Genomic DNA, 469 nt, shown 5'->3' on the forward strand with positions numbered 1-469 from the left:
GCCCTTCCTCCCAACTTAAAGTGCTTTACAATCCGAAGACCTTCTTCACACACGCGGCATGGCTGGATCAGGCTTTCGCCCATTGTCCAATATTCCCCACTGCTGCCTCCCGTAGGAGTCTGGACCGTGTCTCAGTTCCAGTGTGACTGATCATCCTCTCAGACCAGTTACGGATCGTCGCCTTGGTGAGCCATTACCTCACCAACTAGCTAATCCGACCTAGGCTCATCTGATAGCGCAAGGCCCGAAGGTCCCCTGCTTTCTCCCGTAGGACGTATGCGGTATTAGCGTCCGTTTCCGAGCGTTATCCCCCACTACCAGGCAGATTCCTAGGCATTACTCACCCGTCCGCCGCTCGCCACCAGGTACAAGTACCCGTGCTGCCGCTCGACTTGCATGTGTTAGGCCTGCCGCCAGCGTTCAATCTGAGCCATGATCAAACTCTTCAGTTCAAACATCTTTGGGTTTT

Annotated in this window: 1 rRNA gene; it reads right to left on the reverse strand. The window is 54.6% G+C overall.

What is annotated here, in order from left to right:
* A 16S ribosomal RNA gene (locus tag AACY49_RS30750) occupies positions 1-452 on the reverse strand; the annotation flags it as partial.
* Between the last annotated feature and the right edge of the window lie 17 nt (positions 453-469).

The organism is Pseudomonas sp. EL_65y_Pfl2_R96, from assembly GCF_963970905.1.
In the GTDB taxonomy this organism is placed as follows: Bacteria; Pseudomonadota; Gammaproteobacteria; order Pseudomonadales; family Pseudomonadaceae; genus Aquipseudomonas.